At 37.2% G+C, this 21350-nt stretch carries 22 protein-coding genes and 1 pseudogene; 18 read left to right on the top strand and 5 right to left on the bottom strand.

What is annotated here, in order from left to right; genetic code table 11:
* The first annotated feature begins 268 nt into the window (after positions 1-268).
* From NST66_RS13620 to NST66_RS13600, 5 genes are all read left to right on the top strand, one after another.
* The gene (locus tag NST66_RS13620; RefSeq protein WP_033579374.1) at positions 269-1150 is read left to right on the top strand and encodes an HAD family hydrolase; all 882 of its coding nucleotides are present in this window, start codon (positions 269-271) and stop codon (positions 1148-1150) included.
* Positions 1151-1654: 504 nt separating this feature from the next.
* Complete coding sequence (locus tag NST66_RS13615; protein ID WP_042992073.1) at positions 1655-2479, top strand: pyruvate, water dikinase regulatory protein; 825 nt, start codon at positions 1655-1657, stop codon at positions 2477-2479.
* Between the two features lie 120 nt (positions 2480-2599).
* Positions 2600-4102: a malate:quinone oxidoreductase gene (locus tag NST66_RS13610; protein WP_154990429.1), complete on the top strand. Its 1503-nt coding sequence runs from the start codon at positions 2600-2602 to the stop codon at positions 4100-4102.
* 251 nt (positions 4103-4353) lie between these two features.
* Positions 4354-5013 (top strand): 2OG-Fe(II) oxygenase, encoded by a 660-nt coding sequence (locus NST66_RS13605; RefSeq protein WP_340843425.1) that lies wholly within the window; start codon positions 4354-4356, stop codon positions 5011-5013.
* A gap of 418 nt (positions 5014-5431) precedes the next feature.
* The gene (locus NST66_RS13600) at positions 5432-6256 is read left to right on the top strand and encodes a thermonuclease family protein (RefSeq protein WP_340843424.1); all 825 of its coding nucleotides are present in this window, start codon (positions 5432-5434) and stop codon (positions 6254-6256) included.
* A 244-nt stretch (positions 6257-6500) separates the two neighbouring features.
* On the opposite strand, the gene NST66_RS13595 is transcribed toward NST66_RS13600, so the two are convergent.
* The gene (locus tag NST66_RS13595) at positions 6501-7460 is read right to left on the bottom strand and encodes a DMT family transporter (RefSeq protein WP_098625781.1); all 960 of its coding nucleotides are present in this window, start codon (positions 7458-7460) and stop codon (positions 6501-6503) included.
* Positions 7461-7605: 145 nt separating this feature from the next.
* Between NST66_RS13595 and NST66_RS13590 the strand changes: the two genes are divergently transcribed.
* Together NST66_RS13590 and NST66_RS13585 are read left to right on the top strand one after the other, a co-directional pair.
* Positions 7606-8499 carry a LysR family transcriptional regulator gene (locus tag NST66_RS13590; protein ID WP_098625779.1) on the top strand — a complete coding sequence of 298 codons (894 nt, stop codon included), beginning with the start codon at positions 7606-7608 and terminating at the stop codon, positions 8497-8499.
* Between the two features lie 28 nt (positions 8500-8527).
* The gene (locus NST66_RS13585) at positions 8528-8650 is read left to right on the top strand and encodes a hypothetical protein (protein ID WP_255219794.1); all 123 of its coding nucleotides are present in this window, start codon (positions 8528-8530) and stop codon (positions 8648-8650) included.
* Between the two features lie 83 nt (positions 8651-8733).
* On the opposite strand, the gene NST66_RS13580 is transcribed toward NST66_RS13585, so the two are convergent.
* On the bottom strand, positions 8734-8877 hold the full coding sequence (locus NST66_RS13580) for a hypothetical protein (RefSeq protein WP_155017337.1): 144 nt from the start codon (positions 8875-8877) through the stop codon (positions 8734-8736).
* A 159-nt stretch (positions 8878-9036) separates the two neighbouring features.
* Here NST66_RS13580 and NST66_RS13575 point away from each other — a divergent pair, with 159 nt between their 5' ends.
* From NST66_RS13575 to NST66_RS13535, 9 genes are all read left to right on the top strand, one after another.
* Positions 9037-9591, top strand: a complete 555-nt coding sequence (locus tag NST66_RS13575; protein ID WP_047750646.1) for a GNAT family N-acetyltransferase — start codon at positions 9037-9039, stop codon at positions 9589-9591.
* A gap of 197 nt (positions 9592-9788) precedes the next feature.
* Complete coding sequence (locus NST66_RS13570; protein ID WP_098113167.1) at positions 9789-10349, top strand: hypothetical protein; 561 nt, start codon at positions 9789-9791, stop codon at positions 10347-10349.
* Between the two features lie 199 nt (positions 10350-10548).
* Positions 10549-11379 carry a YitT family protein gene (locus NST66_RS13565; protein WP_098113166.1) on the top strand — a complete coding sequence of 277 codons (831 nt, stop codon included), beginning with the start codon at positions 10549-10551 and terminating at the stop codon, positions 11377-11379.
* Positions 11380-11691: 312 nt separating this feature from the next.
* Complete coding sequence (locus tag NST66_RS13560) at positions 11692-12105, top strand: DUF4395 domain-containing protein (protein ID WP_098113165.1); 414 nt, start codon at positions 11692-11694, stop codon at positions 12103-12105.
* Positions 12106-12347: 242 nt separating this feature from the next.
* On the top strand, positions 12348-13871 hold the full coding sequence (nikA, locus tag NST66_RS13555; protein WP_340843423.1) for a nickel ABC transporter substrate-binding protein: 1524 nt from the start codon (positions 12348-12350) through the stop codon (positions 13869-13871).
* A 2-nt stretch (positions 13872-13873) separates the two neighbouring features.
* The gene (nikB, locus tag NST66_RS13550) at positions 13874-14815 is read left to right on the top strand and encodes a nickel ABC transporter permease (protein WP_033579366.1); all 942 of its coding nucleotides are present in this window, start codon (positions 13874-13876) and stop codon (positions 14813-14815) included.
* Complete coding sequence (nikC, locus tag NST66_RS13545) at positions 14812-15618, top strand: nickel transporter permease (RefSeq protein ID WP_033579365.1); 807 nt, start codon at positions 14812-14814, stop codon at positions 15616-15618. The genes nikB and nikC overlap by 4 nt, the downstream gene beginning before the upstream one ends.
* Positions 15619-15623: 5 nt before the next feature.
* The gene (locus NST66_RS13540; RefSeq protein WP_033579364.1) at positions 15624-16421 is read left to right on the top strand and encodes an ABC transporter ATP-binding protein; all 798 of its coding nucleotides are present in this window, start codon (positions 15624-15626) and stop codon (positions 16419-16421) included.
* A 9-nt stretch (positions 16422-16430) separates the two neighbouring features.
* Positions 16431-17201: an ABC transporter ATP-binding protein gene (locus NST66_RS13535; RefSeq protein WP_033579363.1), complete on the top strand. Its 771-nt coding sequence runs from the start codon at positions 16431-16433 to the stop codon at positions 17199-17201.
* A gap of 64 nt (positions 17202-17265) precedes the next feature.
* Here the strand turns inward: NST66_RS13535 and NST66_RS13530 are convergent, their stop codons facing one another.
* Entirely contained in the window at positions 17266-17562 is a 297-nt protein-coding gene (locus NST66_RS13530) for a hypothetical protein (RefSeq protein WP_028412920.1), read from the bottom strand.
* A 134-nt stretch (positions 17563-17696) separates the two neighbouring features.
* Here NST66_RS13530 and NST66_RS13525 point away from each other — a divergent pair.
* Positions 17697-17798 (top strand): annotated as a pseudogene (locus tag NST66_RS13525) (DNA topology modulation protein FlaR); the annotation flags it as partial.
* Positions 17799-17844: 46 nt separating this feature from the next.
* Here the strand turns inward: NST66_RS13525 and NST66_RS13520 are convergent.
* Positions 17845-19164 carry a DUF2254 domain-containing protein gene (locus tag NST66_RS13520; protein WP_230624634.1) on the bottom strand — a complete coding sequence of 440 codons (1320 nt, stop codon included), beginning with the start codon at positions 19162-19164 and terminating at the stop codon, positions 17845-17847.
* Between the two features lie 173 nt (positions 19165-19337).
* Between NST66_RS13520 and NST66_RS13515 the strand changes: the two genes are divergently transcribed.
* Positions 19338-19784 carry a DUF4385 domain-containing protein gene (locus tag NST66_RS13515; RefSeq protein WP_033579361.1) on the top strand — a complete coding sequence of 149 codons (447 nt, stop codon included), beginning with the start codon at positions 19338-19340 and terminating at the stop codon, positions 19782-19784.
* On the opposite strand, the gene NST66_RS13510 is transcribed toward NST66_RS13515, so the two are convergent.
* Positions 19785-21098: a hemolysin family protein gene (locus NST66_RS13510; RefSeq protein ID WP_033579360.1), complete on the bottom strand. Its 1314-nt coding sequence runs from the start codon at positions 21096-21098 to the stop codon at positions 19785-19787.
* Positions 21099-21350: the final 252 nt, after the last annotated feature.

The following is a 21350-nucleotide window of genomic DNA, read 5'->3' as shown; positions in this document are numbered from 1 at the left end:
TCTTTTTTGAACGATACTCTAAAGGCTAAAAGGAAAATTCGTTTTTGTGAATGCTGTTTTATATCAAATTAGCCTAACCAGCTATTAGTATATAAAGGCTTATTGCAAATATAAAATTCTTTCTTTATAGCGCTTGTACAATTTTAGATGTAAGGAGAGTATTATAGTAGCTTTATAAAAGAGAAAAGCAAAGTACATTCATTGAGTTTGAAAATGGAAAAGTTTATACTTGCCAAGTACAATCTTTTTACAAATAGGGGGAATAAATATGTTGTTAAAACCTAAAGCAATTTTTTTAGATATGGACGGTACGATATTAAATCGCTCCAACAAAGTAAGTATTCAAACAAAAGAAACCATTGACGAATTACGAAAACAGGGAATTTTTGTTTTTATTGCTACGGGAAGAGCGTTTGATGAAATAGAAGAGTTAGTTCCTGAAGGCTTTCAAGTAGATGGATTTATCACATCAAATGGTATGGCAGGATACGTAGGAAAAGAATCAGTCTTTCAGCATTCGCTTTCACTTCAATTGGTGGAAACTATTATTGAAAAAGCAAGAGCGAACAAGGTATACTACGAGCTTTTCCCGTATGGCACACCTCGCGTGACGTTAAAACAAGATCAGCCGTATGTTGAAAATGAAATTAAAGAGCCAAAGCCAGACAGTGTGGAAATTAACGAATGGCTTTCTCGTAAACAAGCAATTAAAGAAGAAATTGACTGGAAAGATTCCGTAGAAGGAAGTGAATTTTCAAAGTTCTATTTCTTTGCAAGAACGCACGAGCATATCGATAAATGGAAAGAAGAGCTTGAAAAACTCAAGCAAGAAACAGACTTTACAACTTCTACTTCATCTAAACACAATGTCGAAGTGATGGTGGCAAACGTAAATAAAGCAACGGGAATTCAGCAAATGCTAAAACATTTTAATTTGCCCGAGCAAGACATTCTAGCAATTGGCGACAGCAACAATGATTTACCAATGTTTCAGTTTGCCAGCTACGCTGTAGCTATGAAAAACGCGCCGGATCATATTAAAGAAATTGTCGATGACATAACGGAATTTAACTGTGACGAAAACGGCGTATCTCATTATCTTTCTAAATTTTTATTACAAAAAGCTACTAGAAGTAATCCCGTTTTATAAAAATGAATCTATTTCACGACAATGCATTATAACCAGCTCTTCAAAACATCGTCTTTTAGGCGATGTTTTTAGTATACATAAGGTGAAAAGTAAACCGTTCATTATTTTTATTTATAAACAACATAATTATATAACTATCCTCGTACCTATCCCTGCAAAACACCTCTCAGCCCTGATGAGTGCCACCATGCCAAAGCATAAAACATTTTAAAATCTAAACTTTTTCTTTCTTCAAACTTTTTATAAAATGCGCAGAAAAGGGATTGTATCTCCGTATATTTAATGCTAATATAACATTTAATGAAAATAGTATAACATATTTATCTTTATTTCATAATTAGTATGACATAAATTCTTAATTTAATTGTTTTGTTAAAGTGTTTATAATCACAGTGACCAGCATATTTATCTATTCATTACTATTAAATTGTGTATCTTGTAAGCTGCTAAATAAAAATATTAGCGTTATTAAACTATCAAAATCAAAGAATAGGAAGATTTAATGTGAATAAAAGAAAAATTGTCTATATAGTTTCCGACTCAGTAGGTGAAACGGCTGAGCTGATGGTAAAAGCAGTTTTAACTCAATTTAGTGGAGAAGATATTGAAATTCAAAATACTTCTTACGTAGAAAATGAGGAAAATATTGATAATATCATTGCCGAAGCAAGGTGTAACGAAGCCATCATTGCGTATACCATCGTCATCCCACCTTTAAAACAGTATCTTGACCAAACGGCACAAGAAGAAGGAATTGTAGCCATTGATTTGATGACTCCTCTTATGAGTGCCTTTAGCCAAACCTTTAATAAAGAACCTAATCTTCAACCGAGATTAACAAGAAAATTAGACGATAACTATTTTCGAAGAGTAGAAGCAGTTGAATTCGCTGTTAAATATGATGATGGACAAGACTTCAGAGGCATCAAGCGAGCTGATCTAGTGTTGATTGGTGTTTCGAGAACATCTAAGACGCCACTTTCTATGTATTTAGCTCATAAAAGTCTTAAAGTAGCGAATATACCGTTAGTTCCAGAAGTGACGCCTCCTGATGAACTTTTTACTATTCCAAAAAATAAATGTATTGGTTTAGTTATTACACCGGATAAGCTCAATGAAATCCGAAAAGAACGATTAAAAAATTTAGGTTTAGCGTCTCAAGCCAATTATGCCAATGTAGATCGAATCCTTGAAGAGCTGGACTATGCTGAGAAAATTATGAAGCGCATTGGTTGTCCTATTGTTAATGTCTCAGGTAAAGCAGTTGAAGAAACCGCTGAAGTGATATTGAGCATGTTAAAAAAGGACAAGATGAAAGGGTATGTATAAAAACTCCCATTATGTAAGACAGACAACTTGTCAGACATACTTAATTTATAGAGAGTCAGGTAGAACAGGCGTGTTGCTAAAAGGTGCTTTTTTAAAATATAAAAGATAAGGAAGATTGTGATGAGCAATGTATATAAAAAAACAGACGTTATCTTAATTGGGGCCGGAGTGATGAGCGCAACGCTGGGATCTTTACTAAAAGAGTTAGTGCCGGAATGGGAAATCAAAGTATTTGAGAAACTCGCAGATGCAGGAGAAGAAAGCTCCAATGAATGGAATAATGCAGGGACTGGGCATGCTGCCCTGTGCGAGTTGAACTATACATCTGAACAAGCTGACGGATCTATAGATATTACGAAAGCAGTGCGAATTAATGAACAGTTTCAGCTTTCAAGGCAATTTTGGTCGTATCTTGTAAGCAGTAATTTAATTCATCCTCCGCAAGAGTTTATTATGCCAATCCCTCATATGAGTTTCGTACAAGGAGAAAAGAACGTATCCTTTTTGAAAAAACGTTTTGAAGCGCTATCAAATAATCCGTTGTTTCAAGGGATGGAGTATTCGGATCGTCCTGAAAAGTTAAAAGAATGGATGCCGCTTGTTATGAAAGGCCGTACATCGACTGAAGCAATTGCGGCAACCAAAATTGACTCAGGAACGGACGTGAACTTTGGAGCTTTAACTCGTATGTTGTTTACACATTTAAAAAGTAAAAGCGTAGAAATAAACTATAACCACAGCGTTGAAAATCTGACACGTACCGCAGACGGCTCGTGGGAAGTAAAAGTACATGATATTCGTAGCGGCAAACAGGAATATCACACGGCGAACTTTGTTTTTATCGGAGGAGGAGGCGGAAGTCTGTCTTTACTCCAAAAAACGGGTATTCCTGAGTCCAAACATATTGGAGGGTTCCCGGTAAGCGGATTATTTATGGTATGCAATAATCCCGAAGTTGTAGCGCAGCATCACGGGAAAGTGTACGGAAAAGCAAAGGTTGGCGCTCCGCCGATGTCGGTTCCACATCTTGATACACGCTATATCGACCGCAACAAAACACTGCTGTTTGGACCTTTTGCCGGATTTTCACCAAAGTTCTTAAAAACGGGTTCAAATTTGGATTTAATCAATTCTGTAAAACCGAATAATATCTTAACGATGTTAGCAGCAGGCGTCAAAGAGATGGGCTTAACGAAATACTTGATTCAACAGGTGCTATTGTCAAATGAAAAGCGTATGGAAGAACTTCGCGAATTTATTCCAAACGCAAAAAGCGAAGACTGGGATATCGTCGTAGCGGGTCAGCGTGTACAGGTAATCAAAGATACGGAAGCCGGAGGTAAAGGAACTCTTCAATTCGGTACAGAAGTTGTGAGTTCAGCGGATGGTTCCGTTGCTGCATTGCTCGGGGCCTCGCCAGGCGCTTCGACTGCCGTTCATGTTATGCTTGAAGTGCTAGAAAAATGTTTCCCGCAGCATATGAAGAACTGGGAACCAAAAATAAAAGAAATGATTCCTTCTTACGGCTTGTCACTGGTAAAAAATCCAGCGCTTTTTAACGAAATTCATGCTTCTACAGCACAAACGCTGAATTTAAGTAAAAAAGAACTTGCGTACCGATGATTTTAGGCGGCCTTTGGCACGTATGCTTTAGATTAAAAGAATTTTTTTAGGCTGCTTTATAAAGTGTTTAAAATATAAGTGAAATCTATAAGAAAAAATGAAGGAGCTCCGTTATATAACGGGCTTCTTTTTATTTATTTCCTTTGCTAGCAGAATTTACTTCGTATACATGATATAATTCTTATTAGTAAGCGTTTACATATAATGGAGTGAAGAATTGGAAAATAGCTATTTTGAGGAGCCGATAAAAGATGATTACAACTAATACATCTTTACTAACGAAAGAACAAACGATTTTTAGCCATTCAGGGAATAAAATTAAATTAGAAGACAGAGAGATTAATATTGTTGCTCGATTTGAAGAGCCTCTTGTTCTAGTTTTAGGAAATGTCCTAAGTACCGAAGAATGTGACGAACTTATACAGCTATCCAAAGATAAAATGCAGCGATCAAAAATTGGAGCTGAACGTGAAGTAAACAGTATTCGAACGAGTAGCGGCATGTTTTTTGAAGAAAGTGAAAACGAGCTTATACATCAAATCGAAAGAAGACTTTCTAAAATAATGGGACCATCTATTGAATATGCTGAAGGTCTTCAAATTTTAAAATACTTGCCTGATCAAGAATATAAAGCGCATCACGATTATTTCACTTCTGCAAGTAAAGCATCTAAAAATAACCGTATTAGTACATTGGTTATGTACTTGAACGATGTGGAAGAAGGAGGAGAAACTTATTTTCCTAAGCTGGGTCTTTCCATATCTCCGACAAAAGGAATGGCCGTGTACTTTGAGTATTTTTATAGTGATGCTGAACTTAATGACCGTACTCTCCACGGGGGAGCTCCTGTTATAAAAGGAGAAAAGTGGGTCGCTACCCAGTGGATGCGCAAACAAAAAATTCGATCGTAATAACAAAGGTTTGAAGAGCCCTATTAGCTATTGTTAATGAGGGCTCTTATTTATGTTACAAAAAATAGCAATCATGTTAGCTAGTTATTATATTGAAATATTCATACTTATTCTATTTGTGCGGCTATTCCTTATTCTTATAAGCCGGTAGACGATAAATGTATTTGTAGTGTAAAATATCCTCATGATTAAAAATCTGGATACACGAAAACGAAAAATGTGTTCGTGAGATAAAAATAAAATAGATGCCATTTAAATAATGATTTTAAAACAGGTAACCAATTTTTATAACAGGTGCACGAAAAAACTCGTGAAAGGTATTTTCACGAGTTTTTGTTTTTAGGTGATTTACACTATTTATAAAAACAGTTTACTTTTATATAGTAGATAGGGAACGTGTTAAAGGAGGACCCGGGTTTTGAAAGAAATAAAAGCAATTATTTACGCGATGCTCGCGACGTTTATGCTGCTTCTTACTGGATGCAGCGATGAGCAGGCAAGTCATTCAACCACATCTTCTACGGATACAAAACAAGCAGTTCAAGTAGAAAGTTCATCAGATCAAGAAGACGATCATAGTCCTTCTAAAGCAAGTCGTGAAGATGTAGTAGGTGAGGCAGCGACGGTAGAAAGAGTGGTGGATGGCGATACGCTTAAAGTGAAAATGCTGAACGGAAAGACGGATCGAGTGCGACTACTTCTTGTCGATACCCCTGAAACAAAGCATCCCAAACTAGGCGTACAGCTCTTTGGTCCAGAAGCATCTGCTTACACGAAAAAAAGGCTAGAAGGGCAGGAAATCACTCTTGAATTTGATGTGCAGGAACGTGATCAATATGGACGCTTGCTTGCGTATGTATGGATAGACAATGAGCTGTATAATGAAGAGCTGCTAGCAAAAGGGCTAGCCCGCGTAGCGGTATTTCCTCCTAACACAAAGTACGTAGACGAATTTAAGAAAATACAGGAGCAGGCTCGAAAAAGCGAAAAAGGCATCTGGAGTATTGAAAACTATGCCCAAGAAAAAGGATATAATACGGATGCTGTAAAAAATCAGTCCTCTTCTAATCGAAAAGATACTCAATCTGCCACAAGCTGCGAAGGTAAAATAAAAGGAAATCAAAACTCTAAAATTTATCACGTGCCAACAGGGGCACACTACAATCAAACAATGAACAACGTCATTTGGTTCTGTACTGAAAAAGATGCACAAGAAGCAGGATACACAAAAGCAAAGAACTAACAAAGAAATTCAGTAATTGCTGAGTTTGTTTTTTCGAGTTCAGTAAAGATCGAGATTGTTGTCTTTTGTATGAGGTAAATAAGGCTTATGACAGGATCAATGCAAAAAAGATGCTGAGACAAAAGTATTTTAGACGAAGTGAAAAACGCACCACTCATCAACATGTTTGATGAGTGGTGCGTTTTTAGATTGGGTTCATCTCGTAATGTCTCAGCCTCTTTTATTTTATTGAACTAGAAAATAGTCATTTCGCTGTGCTTTCTGTAAAATGTACAGCTTCTTTCTTGTTAATTTTACGAGTATATAAATTATTGCCAATCAAACTTCCTACAGTAATGAGTGCACCAGCTAATTCAAATGTAGACAAGTGATAACCTTGAATAACGGAGATAATAAAAGTAGTTACAGGAACCATGTTCATAAATAGAATACCATTTACAGGAGTAATCAGTCGATTCCCGATATTCCAAACAAAAAAGGCTAATACTCCTGCAATAAATGCTGTATAAAACAGTGCTCCTGATACATCCTTCACTGCGGAAACAGATGGAGTTTTTAACCAGCCTAATAACGTACCGATAGATACAATAATAATGATAGAAATAGTTCCATAAAGAGAGGTTAGTGTACTATATCTCAATGGTGACCATTTTGAAAAGGAACTTCCTCCTATTGTATAAATAACAAAACATAAAGCACCTAAAAGGATAAATAGGTAAGCAGAGATGTTTGCATCTTTTTCCACGAACGTACTTACATCACCTTTTGAAATAACCATTACTACTCCTGCCAACCCTGTTAACATAAACAAAATAGTCAATAGCTTAGGGACAGCTCTCGTTGTTATAAAGTTCACAATAACTCCAAGCAGAGGTTGAACAGCCATTATAACAGCGGCAATAACAGCTCCTGATGAGCCAGCCAATCTCTGTCCTAAAAATACAAAAAAGCTAAATCCTGCAAAGCCCATCGTGCCTAAAAACCATATTTTTAATAAATTCCCATCCGTAGAGAACCCTCTGAGACCTTCTATGAGGAGCAGCAATAGTACTAATACAATAGAAGCAGAAACATATCTAAATAACGTAAAATAGAAGGGATCCATTATTTTAAGTGCACTTCCCATGAGAGGGAACATCCCTCCCCAAGAGACAACGGCAGTTAAACACATTAAAATACCTATTAAAAATTTATTTGATTTCATTAATCATTCCTCCTTTTAGATAAATACCAACTAGTACGGATATCAAACAGCCTAGATTTATCATACATAACTATGATACATTTGTAAAAATGAATTATTTGATTTAACAATTCAATAATATTGAAGTGAAAAGAGCGTGTAAGAAATGGATTTAAAATCATTAAAAACGTTTAAACTAATCGCTACGAATGGAAGTTTCCAACAGGCTGCACAAGAGCAGAATTATGCTCAGTCGACTGTAACGATGCAAATTAAAAAGCTTGAGGAAGATCTTGGAGTAAAGCTTTTTGAAAGAGGAAAAAAAATCGCTTTAACAGAGGCTGGGCGGGTTCTTCTTGAAGAAATAACACCGTTATTATTTAGTGCGGAATCTATACGACAAAAGCTTACTTCGTATGACAAAGGAGAGGCTGGAATGATAAGGATGGGAGCAATTGAACCAACAACGAGTCTAATGTTGCCATCTGTTATAGTGCCTTTTCTAAAAGACAGGCATCACGTTAAGTTTGAATTAGAGGTTGGAAATACGAATAATCTGGGGCATCGTGTAGCAAAAGGAGAGTTGGATTTTGCCGTTTGTTCTATTCCGTCTGCTGAAGAAAATCTAGTATTTACACAGTGGTTTGAAGAGACACTTGGACTTCTTGTGCCCCAATATCATCCTTTAGCCGATAAGGAGATCATTAATTTTAGTGATTTGACAAGAGAGAGGCTGCTTTTTCCAGGTCAAAATAGTGCTTGTCGGCATATCTTAGAGACATATCTTATGAAGCAAGGAAAAAATCTTTACTCTACTATTGCAATTGGCAGTACTGAGATGTTAAAAAAAGCCGTTGTGCAAGGACTTGGACTTGCTATTGTCCCTGTAATTTCGGATAAGTCTAATTTAGAAGGAACCGTACTAAGAAAAGTAAATGATATGCAGCTAAGCTATCCCATAGGACTAGTACAACGAAAAAATCAAATAGCTGGGAACCTGCAGACAACGTTATTGAATGAGCTGCGGCGTGAGCTTACCGCTTGGAAAGCACCCTGGTAATGTGGAGACATTTAGGAGCAGAAGTTAAGTGCTTTCGAACGGGATGTATGATGAAAATTATGAGTTCAACGAAGGCATTACAGAAGAGGGTGCTTCTGTAAGTTATGAAGAACGTGAACATATGTTAGTAATCACCACTATCTGTACATAATAGTTCTGTCTTTTCTTTGTATATATTCTGATGTTTAAGGCAGACCTAGAGCGGCCTTAATGGTTTAGATTCTACCTAATTTGTTAAATACCATCCAACAAAGAGCGGCCAATTCGTATAAGAAGACGCAGGGGCCATATGAGCAGCTGAGGCACTTGTAAAAGAACCTCCGCTATAAGTTCTCTCCCGCTCATCGTATTATCTTTCTGCTGACAGCGTTTTTTCATAGTCATCATCCATTCATTTGAAAATATACATTAATTATACAATGAAAGGAAGATTAGGAGTTAATTTTTTCTTTCTTTTCTTTTTCGTGTTAAAGTAGATAGGTAAGAAGTTTTGCTACAAATAACGCAAGCGAAGAGAATAAAGGGAGTTTGAAAATCGTGAAAATAAGGAAAGCAAGAAAAGAAGATGCTTCTGCTGTAACGGAATTACTTTATGACATGCTTGGGAGTATTGCACGCTCTCATACGGCGGCTACAACGAATGAAGAAGCGCTTTTAAGACTTAAAGCGTTTATTCTGTCTGAGAAGAATCGCTATAGCTATCATCATATTACAGTCGCAGAAGTCGATGAGAAGGTAGTTGGACTTATGCTTTGCTACGAAGGAAGTATGTTACAAACGCTTTATGAACCAGTTAAGCGTTTTGTGCGTGCGAAACTTAATAATCCAGCGTGGGAAATTGATATAGAAACTGAACATGGAGATTATTATATTGATTCTCTATGTGTAGACGAAGATTACCGCGGAAAAGGGATAGGAACGGCTCTTTTAAATGTAGCCAAGCAAGAAGCCAAAAAGCGTAAGATGTTTTTATCGTTAAACGTTGAATACAATAACATAGAAGCCAAAAAATTGTATCAGCGTATAGGCTTTCAAGAGCATAAAACCATTTTTATTGATAAAAAACCATTTTTTTATATGAAGACTGCCTGATCATCTTTACGGTAGTATTTTTTGTGATAAAATGGATATATAAGTAAAATAATAAGAACCAACAGCTCAGCACTTTTGCTGAGCTTTCCTGTAAATCGCGTAAACGTATCAAAATGGAAAGAATCCTACATCCAATGGACCATAAGCAAGCGGTCATGAAAGTATGTTTGCTGATGTGCCACATGAAAGGAGCGTGCATGAACATCAGAGATCTTCCGTTTAATATGAGTTATCGATTTAATGAAAAGCTTCGAGAAGTTCCGGTTAACCCAAACCAAATGAAGCAGGGAATCATCTATTTAAAGAAACGAGCTCTTGAAGAAGAGGATGAGTGTGCCGCTGCTAAAACATATGGACATATTGGTGTATATGAGCGCATACTTGGAGAATTAACGAGCAGTGAAAGACACTTGCAGCTGGCCATTTATCTATATGACCGACATGCTGATACAATAGGTGAATTTTTGAATACAATCCGACTTGGACATACATATCACTGGCAAGAACAGTGGGATAAGGCGAATGAAACGTTTCAGCTACTCATCGAACAATTAAAAGCAGATGAAGACCTTCACATATATGAAGACTTTGTCTATCAGCATTATGGAAAATGTTTACTTGATCAGCGGGTTGTTTCCAGAGCACATCACTATTTTCAACGCGCGTTAGAAATTCGATTGAAAAAAGGCGATAAAGAATTAATTGAGTCGACTAATTCCTGCATCCGTCTTTGCTTAAATAAATTAAAACACTCCTAGTATACATAAAAGATAAATGACTCATAGCCTTGGTTACACATAATGCATAAACTTTCCGTTTGACAAACGTATGGGAACATATTATAGTCATACATGGCAATTTAAGAATACGTAATATAAAAACTAAACATAAGCGTCTCTTCTCTTTTGGAGAAGGGGCTTTTTTATGTGAATTTTTATGCCGAGGAGGGTTTAATCGATGAGTAAAATAGTAAAAGATGTCATCTTTTTATTAATAGGTTCGTTTGTATTTTCACTTGCAGTTAACATGTTCGTCATTCCAATAGGACTGGGTGAAGGCGGCGTTACGGGTATATCCATTATTTTATATTATACAACGCATCTTTCAACAGGCGTCACTAACTTTATTCTAAACGGTATCTTGCTTATCGTAGGGTATAAATTTTTAGAGAAAAAAACTATCGTCTATACAATGATTACGATTATCACTACATCTATTTTTCTTCACGTAACTGAAGGCTGGGGTCTTCATCTTCACGAAGAGCTCATTGGCATGGTTTTTGCCGGTGTACTGCTAGGCGTTGGAATTGGGATGATTTTGCGAGTTGGTGGAACAACAGCAGGGTCAGCCATTATTGCTCGAATTCTAAATAAGTTTTTAAACTGGAAAGTCAGTCATGCACTTTTAATTGTTGATTTACTAGTGGTATTGGCTTCTTATTTTATTATTGGAATCGAAAAGTTACTATTTACGATCGTCATGCTTTACATTACAACAAAAGTAATTGACTTCGTTATTGAAGGATTTGATGCCAAAAAGGCCGTTACCGTTATTTCAAGCAACAAAAACGAGGTAGCGGACCAAATCAATGAACAGCTTGATCGCGGGGTAACGATTCTAAACGGTCGAGGGAACTATACAAAAGAATCAAAAGAAATTTTGTACGTTGTCATTAATAAACAAGAGCTTCTTAAACTTAAAAAGTTAATTAAAAAAATTGATGATGAAGCATTTGTGATTGTACACGATGTACGAGACGTAATTGGAAAAGGCTTTTTAAGCGCATAAAGCTGTGGTTCTTGGCAATTTTTTCTGACGTTGGTGTTTTCCGAAAAAGTATGATATAAGTGTGTCTAAAGACAATTCAATATACGAAAGGAAGAACCCATATGCGTAATAAAAGGCATGTAAAACGTCTTCTTCAACGTCGAATCCGTTCTTTACGATACGTTGTCTTGATTTTATTTACGATACTGATTTTAAAGTACGTTAGTGAAATTATGTAACTTTTTTATATGAGTCTTATCGCTCATTTGGAGTGCTTTTTCTTTTAAATTAGTAAACCAATTTGTATAATAGGTTTTAAGAAGGAGGAGTTCCATGAGCATTCCCAAACCATTAGTTCAGCTTAATCAACTCTTTATCGTTATAACGGTTTTGCTCGCTTTACTTGCGGCAAAGTGGCTTTTACTTTTGCCTTTTCTCGTTGGAGTAGTCACACTTGTAACAAAGCGTAATCCTGTAATTATGGCAGGTAAAAAGCTTCTCAAGAAACCTATTTCTTCGTATCAGATGGAAGACCGTGATCAGCAGCTTTTTAATCAATGGATTGCAACGATATGCATTGGGATTGCTTTCATTTCATTTTTACTTAGTTATACGTTTGTTGGCTATGTATTTAGTATAATGGTGATTCTTGCTGCGGGTGTAGCGCTGATGGGATATTGTATAGGCTGCACGATTCGTTATCGATATATGATGTGGAAATATAAAAGAAAAAAACATGCTGTATAAACAAAGCCTCGAGAAGGCTTTGTTTTTTTATGCTCATTTGTATACGTTATCAATAAATTCAATCATCACAACGAGTGAAAGCAGGTGCTAGAGCACCTGTATCCTTTAAAAACCTTTGTTGACAAAGTAAGGTAAACAAATTAAACTTTTTATGATAATAATAATCGTTACGATTTAAAGGAGGATTATATTTAGAGGCAGTACATAAAAGAAGGTTAGTTTTTAATAAAGGAAGGGTTTATATGAGAAAAAAGATAAGTCTGCTATGCTCAATGCTTGTTACGATAGGTCTGCTGGCTGCATGTTCGGATAACTCCGCGAGTACCGAACAAAAGAGTGGAAAGAAATCACTTACTTTTGTATCAAATTTTCCAAGCGACACGCTCGATCCGCAGCTAAATTATACAACTGTAAGAGCGGGAATTGCTGAGACGCTAGTCAAAGTGAATGAGCAATTACAGATTGAACCGTGGCTCGCAAAGAAATGGAAAACAGAAGATAATGGGACGACCTGGATATTTGAGATTAGAGACGGAATTACGTTTCAAAATGGCAAGGATTTGAATGCTGAAGCCGTGAAACATTCGTTAGAAAGAACGATAAAAGAAAGTGAAGCAATGAAAAGTGCACTTAAAATTAAAGAAATGAAAGCCAGTGGCCAAATCTTGACCATTACAACAACAGAGCCGCTTGCTACGCTGCCTTCTGAACTTGTTCATCCAAACACGGCAATTATTGATGTAGATACTTCAGATATAAAAAGTAAACCAGTGGGAACGGGACCATTTAAAGTAGCTTCGTTTAAACCGGATAGTGAAATGAAAGTAAAAAAATATAAAGAATACTGGGACGGGGAACCAAAATTGGATGAAGTTGTGTTAACATTTAATGATGATGAAAATGCACGCACGTCTGCTTTACAATCAGGTGAAGCTGATATTGTATATCGTCCGGCAATTGAAAGCTTAAATACTTTAAAACAAGATTCATCTATTGTAGTAGATATACAGCCGAGCCTCAGAAATCAAATGCTTTTCTATAATTCAAGGCAAGAAGCGTTTAAAGATAAAAATGTGAGAAAAGCGTTTGATGTATTATTAAATCCCACGGATGTTGTCAACACAGCGCTCGCAGGTCAAGGTTCACCAGCAGCAGGTCCATTTTTAGATAGTTTGGATTTTTCGAACGATCAAAAAACGAAAACCTACGGACCAAGTGAGGCTCAAAAACATTTAGAAAAAGCCGGTTATATACTCGAGGATGGAAAAGCAATAAAAAATGGAAAACAACTTTCTTTTAAGCTTGTTACATACCCTTATCGTCCAGAACTGCCTTTAATGTCACAAATGCTTCAGTCAGAAGCCAAAAAGATTGGTGTGAAAATAGACATTCAACAAGTGGAAAATATGGATGAGTATATGACAACAAAAGATGATTGGGGAATCGTTACATACAGCCTAGTAACCGCGCCGCGAGGAGATGCAGGATATTTCTTTAATGCTCTTTATACGGAGGGAGGGGCATTTAATGTTGGACATTTTCATGAACCAGCATTAGCTTCCATTATTGATGAGCTTAATAAAACCGTTGATCAAAAACAGCGCAATAAGTTAGCAAGACAAGCGGGAGAAATAGCAGAAAAGGAAACGCTGCATTCTTCGATTGTTCACCCGAACAATTTTGTAGCCTATAGAGACAATGTGAAAAATTGGGTTACAGCCAAAAGTGAATACTATGTGATAACAAAGGATTTAGATGTGAAATAGATATGAAATTAATTGGTAAAAGAATAATAGAATTACTCATTTTTTTAGTTATCCTATCGTTTCTCAGCTTTGTTTTAATGAAGCTGGCTCCAGGAGACCCAGTTAAGCAAATGCTCCGCGTAGATGACGTGGCAGTTTCTGAGGAACAAATAAATAGTTTGCGAACAGAGCTAGGGTTTAACGAACCCGTATATATTCAATATGTAAAGTGGCTGAAGCGTTTTTTTCAGTTTGATTTAGGATCTTCATATATGACAAAAGAGCCTGTCATCGACGAATTAGTTGAGAAGTTTCCGGCTACGCTGCGCTTGACGGTTGCATCTTTGGTTGTGATGCTTTTAATAGCTGTGCCACTCGGAACGCTGTCAGCACTATATCCAAATAAGTGGATTGATTATCTCAGCAGAAGTATTTCTTTAATTGGAGCGTCTATTCCAAGCTTTTGGCTCGGTCTTTTGTTTATACAGCTGTTCTCTGTACGTCTTCAATGGCTTCCTTCAATGGGTACAGGCACAGCAGCCCATCTTGTGCTGCCTTCTTTAACACTTGGTTTTGCCATGTCCGCTGTGTATATGCGAATGATTAGAGCTAGTCTGCTAGAAGGATTGAAACAAGATTTTGTACGATCTGCTCGAGCAAGAGGAATAAGTGAAAGCCGCATTTTTATTTTCCATGCGTTTCGGTATAGCTTAACACCCATTCTTACCATTTTAGGGACAAGCTTAGGGAGTTTACTTGGAGGAACGGTTATTATTGAAGTGCTTTTTGCTTATCCTGGAATCGGAAAACTAGTTATTGATGCGATTATGAATCGTGATTATCCTGTGATTCAAGGGTATATTTTGTGGATGGGCCTGTTTGTTGTTTTAATCAATTCACTTGTGGATTTGAGCTACAAATATGTAAATCCCCAGCTCTATGTAAAGGGAGGGGATAAAACTTGAAAAAGCCGCAGCTTCTTTTTGTAGTAATAAGCATGTGTGGTATTGTGCTTATTTTATTTTGTCTGTTTGGAAGTCAGCTAATACCAATGGACCCCACACAAGTCAATATGCAAGACCGGCTTCAAAAAGCCAACAGTGATCACTGGCTAGGGACTGATCACTTAGGCAGAGATCTTTTTTCACGAATCATAGCTGGAGCTCAGACTACGATTGGAACTAGTTGTCTTGTCTTAGCGCTCTCTCTTTTGATTGGAGTCCCGGTTGGTTTAGTTTCAGGGTATATTGGAGGAAAGATAGATCGCTTTTTAATGAGAATTGTAGATGCTTTTTTAGCTTTTCCTGATTATATTGCAGCCATTGTCTTAAGCGGACTGTTAGGGCCTGGATTATTTAACTTAATTGCTGCGATGGTTATTGTAAAGTGGGTTAGTTATGCAAGGGTAGTGCGGAGTATTGTGCTTCAAGAAAAGTCAAAAGAATATGTGCTGATTGCTAAATTAAACGGAGTGGGAACACTGCCTTTAATCCTTCGCCACTTTCTTCCTCACGTCGGGGGACATATTCTTGTTCTTGCTACGCTGGATATAGGGAAAATCATTTTAATGATGGCCTCATTATCCTATATTGGACTAGGGACTCAGCCGCCTACTCCGGAATGGGGAACGATGCTAAATGAAGGCAGGGCTTACTTTTACAATGCTCCGCAGCTAATGTTGATACCAGGTGTGGCCATTATTTTATTTGTGCTGACGTTTACAGCTTTAGGTGAATATATTCGAGGGAAATATCAAGTTAATCGATAAAAGAGGTGATCGTCATCGTTTTAGAAGTAAAGCATCTAGCCATTTATAATAAAACAAAACAAATCATAAAAGACGTTTCTTTCACAATCGAACAAGGACAGTGGATGGCGCTCGTTGGAGAAAGCGGAAGCGGGAAAAGCATCACTGCTGCTTCGATAGGAGGACTGCTGCCTTCAGGTGTGACGCTTAAAGAAGGCTCTATCACCTTTAAACAGAAAGGAGAGGCTCCTATCCTTGGAAAAGATATTTCGTATATCTTTCAAGATTATCGAAGCGCTTTTACGCCTTTTTTAACAATTGGAAAGCAGTTTGATGAAACGGTTCGTACTCATAGTGAGCTGTCTAAAAAAGACAGGAAAGCCGCCGTTTTTCAGGCTTTAAAAGCGGTGAATTTACCTAATGAACGCGTGTATAAAAGCTATGCTGCTCAGCTGAGCGGAGGACAGCTTCAGCGAGCAGCAATTGCTTTAGCGCTGGTGATGAAGCCTGCCTTGATTATCGCAGATGAACCAACTACGGCTTTAGATAGCGTGGCAGCAGCTGAAGTTCTTCAGCTGCTGTATAAGCTGAAAGAAGAAGCTGGCTGTGCCATTCTGTTTATTACTCATGATTTGCGTCATGTGCGGAAATATGCGGACCGGGGAGCCATTATGCTAGCAGGAGAAATCGTGGAAGAAAACAGTATCGAATCTCTGCTTCACACTCCGCGTCATTTTTACACAAAAAAACTGTTTAACGCCATTCCTTCTTTACGGAAAACGCCTGATCGATTGTTAGATACGCAGAAAAAAGTGTTGATATAGGAGTGAGATATGAAAGAAAAAAATATATTACGCGTCACGCAGCTTGTGAAACAGTATAAAGACGTTAAAGCGCTAAATAATGTTTCCCTGCATATCGATAAAGGGGAATGTGTGGGGATTGTCGGAGAAAGTGGAAGCGGAAAAAGTACGCTTGTAAAAAGCGTGCTAAGGTTAACAGAGACTCAGCAGGGAGAAGTATGGTTTGCAGAGAAACCTCTTCACCGGTTAAAAGGGAAAAAACTGCAGCAAGCTCGTCTAGGCATGCAAGTGGTATTTCAAAACCCCGCGGCTTCTTTTAATCCAAAAGTAAAAATCATCGATTCTTTGCTCGAGCCTTTGCGGCAGCAGCGAACCGTTCCTTCATTTTTATCTCATGTGAGCAGAAATGAAAAAGAAATCGCTTTTTATTTGTTAGAAAAAGTCGGAATTAACGCAGAATATGCGTTGAATTATCCCCATGAACTCAGCGGAGGACAGCTTCAGCGTGTAGCGATTGCGCGTGCCATTAGCGTAGGTCCGTCTCTGGTACTGTTAGACGAACCAACAGCGAGCCTTGATGTTACGGTACAAGCAAAGATTTTAAATTTATTAAAAGATTTGCAGGAGACTTTTCAGCTGTCTTATCTTTTTATTTCGCATGATTTAGCAGCAGTAAAATTTATGAGCAGTCGCATGATGGTTATGCAGCAAGGCGAGGTTATCGATCAATTTGACCGTGCACAGCTATTTGATAAAAACAGGCATCCCTATACAAAAAAGCTTGTGCGTTTATTTGAATAGAAAATAAAGCTCTTCGTTTAATATACTAAACGAGAGCTTTTTTATAAATGAGAATGAGACAAAGTCAGGGACGCGGCGGTGGAGTATGCATATGGATAAAGTGATAGCCTGCTTGGCAGAGCATGATAAAACTAATGGTGAGTACAACAAGAGGAATTAGCTTGTTTTTTCCTCGTTCTTCATATAGTCCGGCTGCGCTTAAAAGAAAGCCAATAGTAGCTAAAGGAGGAGAGGCGCGAAAGAATAAATCTGCAGCTGTAAACCCTTGGTTTGTATATTTATAATAAAAAAATAGACCTGTAATTAATAAAAATAGTCCAATCCAAAACAGCGTAAGTTTTCCAAAAAGGGTTTTAGGCACTGTGTTTTCACTCCTTTTGTCAGTCAAGTACCATAAAATACTAGCATAAAACGTTTTGGTTTGCATTAGAGAAAAAGAACTTGAATGATACAATATGTATAGAAGAACAGGTTTGAAGTAGGAGGAGATGAAGTATTCAAAGCGCTTCATGTAAAAAAATACATATCGTTGGATCCGTTGGAAGTGGAAAAACGACTCTAGCCCGTTTGTTATCCCATAGATTAGAAGTTCCTCACATCGTAAGAAAAAGCCGCTCAGTTGATGAGCGGCTTTTTTTGGTTTTTATTCTATCAACATAGACCCGCATTTTTTTTCACAAGCTTTTGCAAGGTTTTTGAGAAGCTGATTAAGAAACTCTTTGTCCATTTTAAGCCACTCTTCCTTTTGCAGTCCTTCTACGATATAGGAAGAAAAAAACCACACGTCGTTTTTGATGGCAGAGCGATTTGTTTCAGCGATTACAGTTAATGCCTTAATGACAGCAGACATCACGGAAACATCTTCTTTTCCATAATGGCGAATTTGATAGAACGCTTTGTACAAATAATCCGTAAAAGAAGGTTTTTCTAGCAGCACTCGAATACGTCCTTCTTCATCGCAATAATAAGGAGAGGAAGAATAGCTTTGTCCGAGTTTGATAAACACTTGCGTGAGCTGTTCAATGCAGTTAATAGCTGTTTCAGGGTCATTAATAGCTGGTGAAATAGCTCTTAATGCAATTTCACTTAGTTTTTGAATACCTAATTTTACGTCTTGGATCGATTCTTGGTCATTTGTAATAAACAAGCAATGAAGAAATTTTTCACGTTCTAACGATTGATGGTGAGTGATTACAGTTAATAACGGTGTGTCTGCTTCTACATACTCTCCGGGTGCTTTTTCGAGTTTAACAATGACATTTAATTTAGATGCTAGTGCTGTTAAATGGTTGAGTTCGATATATTGAATATATCCTTGTCTATTACTTTTAATTTGCAGTGTGTTTTCACTATCAAAATCAACCTGTATTTCATTCTTTGATTCGGGGTGCTTTTGTTGTTCTAGCCGTCTCTCTTCAATGGTAAGCATCGTTTTTTTTGCAATGTTTGAAATTAAATTTCCGACTTTAATCCAGTTGATGACGTGGTGAATCAAAAACACAAACATCCCTAAGCAAATGAATGCTACCACGATGGCTAATGAAGGAACAATAAAAGTATTGCTGACTTGGTTGCTGCGAACTTGAATGAGCACTACAAGCACGTATACGTATCCACCGATAAAAGTGCCAAGCACGCGCTGAGTTTTGGCATCTGTATTAAAGTTCTGAATCGTTCTAGGAGAAAACTGACCTACAAACGTAGTCAGTACCACTAACACAGAAGAAAATGTAATTGTCGTCATCGTTAATAAGGAATTTGATACTGAACTTAAAATAGTATGAGCAAGCTCTTTATCCGTTAGAAACACGGATGGAACTAACTTTAACCACTGTTTGTGAGCTGTCAAATATCGATCTAAAAATGTACTAATAGTGGCTAAAACAAAAGCAACAATTCCGTATATAGAAGGAGTAATCCAAAAATTAGCTTTTATTCGATTTTGCTGTAGCTTTATTGACATAACGAAATCTCCCATATCATGATTTAATAAGTTCGGACTTCTTTTAGTATGAAGAAAAAAGTTAACCATACTTATCCACCTATTATTACCCTCACCTGCATGTGAAAAACTTCTTTAAGAAAAGTTTTATCATTCATTTGTAAAGGGTAGAGATCAAAAAGGAGGGAAGAGCCGTGGCATTTGATTATTCACTTGACTTTGAACATATCGATTTTAGAAAACATCCTGAAAAGTATAGAGTAGGAAAAGGAGAACAAGGAGTTCTCCTTGTTGAGCCATATAAAAGTGAAATTCTTCCTCACTGGCGTTTTCGTACACCTGACATTGCTGAGGAATCCGCCGACGCCATCTATCAGCTTTTTTTAACCTACAAAGAAAAAAGCGATTTTGTTGGAATGGACATGGCCCGGAAATTTCTCCAAATGGGATACACGCGATCGAGGCGCTACGCGAACTACAAAGGCGGAAAGAAATACAACAAAGACGGCGAGCGTAACGAACGGCAAATGGATGAACAAAAAGCAGAATCGGCATCAATTTTTATGGAAAAATGGAAAGAGGTACGAGAGAATAAAGAGTACTTGCAAATGAAAAAAGAGCATCAAAAAAAGTACGGATAATCAGCTGGGATCCGTACTTTTTTCCTTTGTTATTTCGATTCGTTTAATATGGTGATGTTCAATATCAATGACTTTAAATGAAAAACCTTCGTTTTTGATGCTATCACCTTTAGCAAGATCAAACTTTTCGGTCAGCATCCAGCCGCCAATGGTATCAACGTCTTCTTGTTCAATAGTTGTTCCGAGTAAATCATTTACTTCTTCAATCAACACCTTCGCATCTAGTACGTAGTGATTTTCATTAATTTTGTGTACGTCCGGTATTTCATCATCATCAAATTCATCACGAATTTCACCAACAATTTCTTCTAAAATGTCTTCAACCGTTACAAGCCCCGTTGTTCCTCCATACTCGTCTATTAAGATGGCCATGTGAATTCTGTCCCTTTGAATTTTAAGCAATAAGTCGTAAATGGCGATGGAATCAATGACTTGAATGATGGGTTTCATATACGTTTGCACGGTACGTGGTTTGATATCATCTTCTTTTATGTAATCCGCTAATATTTCTTTAATATTAACTAATCCCACCACTTGATCTTTGTTTCCATCTATAACTACTGGATAGCGAGTATATTGCTCTACTCTAGCCATTTTTAAGAATTCTTCTATCGTTTCATCTGCTGATACGCTAACAATTTCTGTACGAGGCACCATGATTTCTTTAGCCGTACGATTATCAAATTCAAAGATATTATTCATGAACTTAAATTCCGATTGATTAATTTCACCGCTCTCATAGCTTTCAGATAAAATAATTCTAAGTTCTTCTTCACTATGAGCTACTTCATTTTCAGAAGCTGGCTTCAGGCCGAATAATCCGACAACGCCTCTTGCTGAGTGGTTTAAAAGCCAAATAAACGGATAAAGTAACTTAGAAAAAAGAATAAGAGGACGGGAAAATAACAGCGTCACTTGTTCGGCCTTTTGAATCGCCACCGTTTTGGGCGCAAGTTCTCCAGCTACCACATTTAAAAATGTGACAATCGAAAAAGCAAGAACAAAAGATATGACATGCGAAAGTGATGTAGCAAAAGGAAGCATGTCAATAAGCGGCTCTAATAAATGACCTACCGTAGGTTCACCTATCCAGCCTAGACCCAATGCGGTAACCGTAATGCCCAGCTGTGTGGCTGAAAGATAACCATCTAAATTTGATACTACTTTTTTTGCTGCTAAAGCGTTCCGGTTTCCTTCTTCAATTAACTGATCGATTCTAGTCGACCGTACCCTAATGACGGCAAATTCCGTTGCAACAAAAAAGGCTGTTAATATGATTAATACGATGAATAAGATGACATTTACTGTTTCCAAATTTATCTCCTTACCCCGTTGAAACGGATAAGGGAACACCTCCTTTATAAAAGTTTGATGAGCTGATTTATATGGTAAATAAAGAATATCATGTATACTGTTCCCTTAATCTCCGTAGAAATAAACTTATCGAAAAGAAAGAACACTTTTTAATAACTCGCAACATTTTTTGGCAGAAAAAGCGTAAACTAAACATTATAAAATGAACGAAAAGAGACAACGTGATACCTTTAAAGAGATGTAAATAGAAGT

The organism is Priestia sp. FSL W8-0524 (assembly GCF_038005965.1).
GTDB classification, from domain to species: domain Bacteria; phylum Bacillota; class Bacilli; order Bacillales; family Bacillaceae_H; genus Priestia; species Priestia zanthoxyli.
The sequence above is the reverse complement of the archived record's forward strand: the minus strand, read 5'-3'. Positions and strand labels throughout refer to the sequence as shown.

Bases quoted from the DNA above. Each gene is read 5' to 3' on its own strand.
- NST66_RS13590 (WP_098625779.1), top strand. From the start codon at position 7,606: ATGGATTTAAAATCATTAAAAACGTTTAAACTAATCGCTACGAATGGA.
- NST66_RS13560 (WP_098113165.1), top strand. From the start codon at position 11,692: ATGAGCATTCCCAAACCATTAGTTCAGCTTAATCAACTCTTTATCGTT.
- NST66_RS13605 (WP_340843425.1), top strand. From the start codon at position 4,354: ATGATTACAACTAATACATCTTTACTAACGAAAGAACAAACGATTTTT.
- NST66_RS13610 (WP_154990429.1), top strand. From the start codon at position 2,600: ATGAGCAATGTATATAAAAAAACAGACGTTATCTTAATTGGGGCCGGA.
- NST66_RS13565 (WP_098113166.1), top strand. From the start codon at position 10,549: ATGAGTAAAATAGTAAAAGATGTCATCTTTTTATTAATAGGTTCGTTT.
- NST66_RS13535 (WP_033579363.1), top strand. From the start codon at position 16,431: ATGAAAGAAAAAAATATATTACGCGTCACGCAGCTTGTGAAACAGTAT.
- NST66_RS13520 (WP_230624634.1), bottom strand. From the start codon at position 19,164: ATGTCAATAAAGCTACAGCAAAATCGAATAAAAGCTAATTTTTGGATT.
- NST66_RS13620 (WP_033579374.1), top strand. From the start codon at position 269: ATGTTGTTAAAACCTAAAGCAATTTTTTTAGATATGGACGGTACGATA.
- NST66_RS13570 (WP_098113167.1), top strand. From the start codon at position 9,789: ATGAACATCAGAGATCTTCCGTTTAATATGAGTTATCGATTTAATGAA.
- NST66_RS13580 (WP_155017337.1), bottom strand. From the start codon at position 8,877: ATGAAAAAACGCTGTCAGCAGAAAGATAATACGATGAGCGGGAGAGAA.
- nikA (WP_340843423.1), top strand. From the start codon at position 12,348: ATGAGAAAAAAGATAAGTCTGCTATGCTCAATGCTTGTTACGATAGGT.
- nikB (WP_033579366.1), top strand. From the start codon at position 13,874: ATGAAATTAATTGGTAAAAGAATAATAGAATTACTCATTTTTTTAGTT.
- NST66_RS13595 (WP_098625781.1), bottom strand. From the start codon at position 7,460: ATGAAATCAAATAAATTTTTAATAGGTATTTTAATGTGTTTAACTGCC.